The sequence below is a fragment of the Deinococcota bacterium genome (assembly GCA_030858465.1).
In the GTDB taxonomy this organism is placed as follows: domain Bacteria; phylum Deinococcota; class Deinococci; order Deinococcales; family Trueperaceae; genus JALZLY01.
On the sequence record JALZLY010000100.1, the window covers coordinates 1 to 4828 of the forward strand.

The following is a 4828-nucleotide window of genomic DNA, read 5'->3' on the forward strand; positions in this document are numbered from 1 at the left end:
CCCACGGCCTGGGCAGCCTGAGCCTGTCGGCGGCGCTCGAGCTGAGCGCGCGGGGCCTCTCCGGCAGCGGCCGGCTCGAGGCCGAGCGGGGCAGGCTCAGCCTCTCGGGCGAGGCGGGCTGGAAGAGGCTCTTGCCGGAAGGGGTGGCGGCGCGCTTCTTGCCGGAGGGCGGGGAGAACCTGCAGGGCCTGGCGCGGCTCGACGCCTTCAACCTCGCTCACCTTCCCGCCGTGGCCGCGGCCCTGCCCGAGCTCGACGCGCCCGTGACCGGCGTGGCGCAGTTTATCGGCGACGCGGTCATCGGCCAGGTGCTCGTCCCCGAGCTCAGCGTCGCCGGCCGCGGGCTGCCCAGCGAGTTCGACTTCAGCGGCAACTGGCAAGAGGTCGAACTGAGAGGGCGCCTGGGCCACAGCCGCGCCACCCTCACCTACGGCAGGGGGCGGCTCGCGGGCCTGGTCAATCTGGAGGGCTTCCCCCTGGAGAGCCTGGTCGAGGCGCGCTTCGGCCCCTCCGGCGTCACGGCCGGCGTCACCGGCCTGGTCCGCTTCGACCTGCCGCTTGACGACCTCGCCAGGAGCGACGTGCGCCTCGCCAGCGAGCGCATCCGCCTGGCGAGGGGCGGCGTCGTCTCCGAGGGCGAGCTGGCCCTGCGCTACGACGAGACCGGGCTGGTCCTGGAGACGGCCGAGTTTCGCGGCGCGGGCCTGTGGCAGGCGGGCGGGCGGCTCGGGCCGGACGGCCTCGACTTCAGCCTGCGGGCCGAGGACGCCGACTTCGGCCCGCTCCTGGCGCTCCTCTTGCCGCTCGCCGGGCAGGGACCGGGGCTGCGGGGTTCCTTGGACCTGCACCTCGCCGGGACGGCGGATGCGCCCACCCTGACGGCGCGTAGCCCGCGCCTCGAGGTCTCGCTCGGCGGGGCGCGCTACCGGCTGGCGGAGACCGAGCTCGAGGTCACGGAGGGGCAGGTCGCGGGCAGGAGCCGGCTCGAGGGGGTCCAACCCGGGGGCGGCGCGCTCGAGCTCAGCGTCGGCGGCAGACTCGGGCTCTTTCCGCTCGCGGCCGGCGACTTCGAGCTGAGCTTCGCGGGCAGCGCCGCGCTGCCCGTCGTCGGCCTCATCGACGGCCTCCAAGGCCGGGTCCTGAACGCCGGAGGGGACTGGCGGCTCGAGAGCGAGGGGCGGCTGGGCGAGCCTTTCACGCTCTCCGGCAGCCTGGTGCCCTTGGACCTCAGCCTGACGGGCCGGCACTTAGCGCTGGCCGCGCCGCGCTACTACCTCCTCGAGAGCGAGCTGGACGCCGACCTGAGGCTGCGCTACGGGGACGGCTTCAGGCTTTCGGGCACGGTCTTCGGCCACGGCGCGCGGCTGGGCTTCGAGGGCAGGGACGCTGGCGGCGCGCCGGCGGTGGCGGTGCGCGAGGAGGCGAGCAACCCCCTGCTGGAGCGCGTGCATTTCGACGGCCTGCACATTCAGGCGCCGCAGCAGCTCGTCTTCCGCGAGAGCCTGGGCAACCTCGAGCTGAGCGCCGACCTGGTGCTCACGGGCACGGCGGCCGAGCCGCTCCTAGCGGGCAGCGCCCGGCTGGTGCGCGGCGGGCTGCGCTTTTCGGGCCGCGACTTCACCGTGCAAGACGCCGAGGCCCTGTTCGCGCCCGCCCGGGGACGCTACCCGGTGATCCGCGCCCGCGCCGAGACGAGCTTCGACAAGTCGCGGGTCTTGAGCGCCGAAGCGCGAGAGCTGGTCAGCTTCGCCGCCCCGCGCGAGGGCCACGGCTTCAGGGTGCTCCTGGACCTCTACGGCGAGTTCGTCGAGGCCGCGCCGGGCGTCCAGCGCCTGCACCTCGAGCCCACCCTGTCGAGCGACGCCCTCATCGAGGACCGCCGCGGCGGCGGGGTGCGGCCGCTGCAAGACGAGGAGATCGTCACGCTCTTGACCCTGGGCCGCCTGGAACTGGGCGCCGACGTGCGCCAGGCGCTCCGCGGCGAGGCGGTGGCGCAGACCGCGCTCGACACCGCCATCGACCTCTACCTGCTCGCGGAGCTGCAGCAGGCCCTGGCCGAGGTGCTGGGCGTCGATGTCTTGGAGATCCGCGCGGGCGCCCTGAGCGGGCTCCTGGAGGCGGGCGAGAGCGACTTTTCGGTGTCGGTGCGCGTGGGCACCTACCTCGCGGACGAGGTCTTCGCCAGCTTCAGCCTGGGCCGCTTTCAGTACGCGCCGGAACTCTACGCTCTGGGCGGCGGCTTCAACCTGCGCTACGACTTGAGCCCGCTCGAGCTGAGCCTGTCGGGCGGCCTGGGCCTGCCCAGAGGCAGCTCAGCCGGCCGCGGGCTCGGCGCCCAGCTCGTCCCCGTGCCCGAGTTCAACCTGGGCCTCTCCTACGGGGTGAGCCCGCTCGTCAAGCTGGGCGCGGGCTTGGACCTCCGGGGCGGCGCAGGCAACGACCTCGCTAGCAGCGTCGGGGTGCGCTTCGGCCTGGACTTCCGCTGGTAGGCTGTAGCTGCTATACGTTATACTTTGTATATGGTGGCGGGTAAAAAGACCTTGGCGGGCGGGCGGCCTGTTAGGCTGACCCCGCACAGGGCGGCAGGGCTGGACCCGCAGGCGCGTCGCGCCCTGCCCACACCTCACCCTACACCTCGCCCCACGGGAGGACACCATGACTGGACACTGTCAGCCGCGACGCCGACCACAAGCAGGCGCGCCGCGCCACAAAGAGCAAACATGAGCGCGCCCGCAAGCGTGGAGGCCGAACTGGCCAGCCTTGGCCTCAGCGGTCTCGAGGCCGTCCACAGCAACCTGTCCGCCGCCCGGCTCGCCGAGGAGGCGGTGAGGCGCGGCGAGGGCCTGCTGGCTGCGCACGGCCCGCTGGTGGTGGACACCGGCCGCTACACCGGCCGCTCGCCGAACGACAAGTTCATCGTCAAGGACGCTGCCACCGAAGGCAAGGTCGCCTGGGGCGAGACCAACCAGGCCATGAGCCCCGAAAGCTTCGAGCGCCTGCGCGAGGACATGACGGCGCACGCCCGGGGCAAGGAGGTCTTCGTGCAGGACCTCTTCGTCGGCGCCGACCCCGACTACCGCGTGCCGGTGCGCATCATCACCCGCTACGCCTGGCACAGCCTCTTTGCCCGCAACCTCTTCATCCGGCCGACGCCGGCAGAGCTCGAGGATCACCAGCCCAGCCCTTCGGGGAGCTTCGCGACCTACACCGTCATCGACCTGCCCGACTTCAAGGCCGACCCCGAGCGGCACGGCGCGAACAGCGACACGGTCATCGCCCTCAACCTCACCGAGAAGCTCGTCTTGGTGGGCGGCACCGAGTACGCGGGCGAGATCAAGAAGTCGATCTTCTCGATCATGAACTTCGAGCTGCCGGGGCGCGGCGTGATGCCCATGCACTGCTCGGCCAACGTGGGCGACGAGGGCCGCGTGGCGCTCTTTTTCGGCCTCTCCGGCACCGGCAAGACCACCCTCTCGGCCGACCCCGCGCGCACGCTTATCGGCGACGACGAGCACGGCTGGTCGGACAAGGGCGTCTTCAACTTCGAGGGCGGCTGCTACGCCAAGGTGATCAAGCTGAACCCGCAGGCCGAGCCCGAGATCTACGCCACCACCCGGCGCTTCGGCACCGTGCTCGAGAACGTCGTCATCGACCCCGACTCCCGCGAGATAGACCTGGACGAAAACGCCAAAACCGAAAACACCCGCTCGGCCTATCCCATCACCCAGCTGAGCAATGCCTCCACCACCGGCGTCGCCGGCCACCCGGAGACGGTCGTGTTTCTGACCGCCGACGCCTTTGGCGTCCTGCCGCCTGTTTCAAAGCTCACGCCGGCGCAGGCCATGTACCACTTCCTGAGCGGCTACACCGCCAAGGTCGCCGGCACCGAGCGCGGCGTCACCGAGCCGGTGGCGACCTTCAGCACCTGCTTCGGCGCGCCCTTTATGCCCCTGCCGCCGCAGCGCTACGCCGAGATGCTGGGCGAAAGGTTGGAAAGGCACGGGGCCAAGGTCTGGCTCGTCAACACCGGCTGGACGGGCGGCCCCCACGGCGAGGGCGAGCGCATCAGGCTCGCCTACACCCGCGCGATGGTCCAAGCGGCGCTGTCGGGCGCGCTCGACGAGGGTAAGACGAAGACGCACCCCGTCTTCGGCGTGGAGGTGCCGCTGAGCTGCCCCGGCGTGCCTGACGAGGTCTTGGACGCCCGCGCCACCTGGCGCGACCCGGCGGCCTACGACGCGCAGGCCAAGAAGCTCGCAGCGATGTTCCGGGAGAACTTCGGGGCCGTTGGGGACGGCGCCTCCAGCAAGGTCAAGGAGGCCGCGCCGAAGGGCTAAAGCCAGCCGCTTACCATGAGAGAGACTGGCTCTACAACATCGATTGCTGTGGGGAAGGAACATCCTCTATAACGCTTAAAGAGGAGCGTGACAGAGCCTTTAGGGAAGCTTAAGAGGCCGCAAATCGTGATTAAGCGAGGTTGTAGAGGTAAGGAGCAGTCAAACAAAAAGTCGGCGGTGTCCTCGAGCAGGCGCCCAGCTTCAGTGCCCCTTCGGAGAGCGAATCTTTGCTGAGCAACTCTCGAACCTGCTGGAGGGATTCGCCCGGGTTCACGGGCCGCTCCGGCAACGAGGCGAGAAAGTCGGCGATCCGGTCGATCATCCGGTAGCCCGCCCTGCGAAATTCATCCGGACTCATGTCAAGATACTGCTGGCGAATTGCCCCAGAGCCCCAAAACCCTCGGGGTTTGTCATGAGGAAAATGGCTGTCATTGCGAGCGAAGCGAAGCAATCTCGTCCGTATCGGCAAAAAGCGAGATTGCCACGTCGCT

General features: G+C 70.1%; 3 protein-coding genes. 2 read left to right on the forward strand and 1 reads right to left on the reverse strand.

Going from position 1 to position 4828, the window contains the following annotated elements; genetic code table 11:
- Positions 1-2489: translocation/assembly module TamB (locus M3498_04705; protein MDQ3458597.1), on the forward strand; the 2489-nt coding region annotated here is incomplete at its 5' end.
- Between the two features lie 231 nt (positions 2490-2720).
- On the forward strand, positions 2721-4337 hold the full coding sequence (locus tag M3498_04710) for a phosphoenolpyruvate carboxykinase (protein MDQ3458598.1): 1617 nt from the start codon (positions 2721-2723) through the stop codon (positions 4335-4337).
- A gap of 130 nt (positions 4338-4467) precedes the next feature.
- Here M3498_04710 and M3498_04715 read toward each other — a convergent pair.
- On the reverse strand, positions 4468-4828 hold a 361-nt coding region (locus M3498_04715; protein ID MDQ3458599.1), incomplete at its 5' end, for a hypothetical protein.

What these genes read in the sequence shown, in the direction of transcription:
- M3498_04710 (MDQ3458598.1), top strand. Translation starts at nt 2,721, where the DNA reads ATGAGCGCGCCCGCAAGCGTGGAGGCCGAACTGGCCAGCCTTGGCCTC.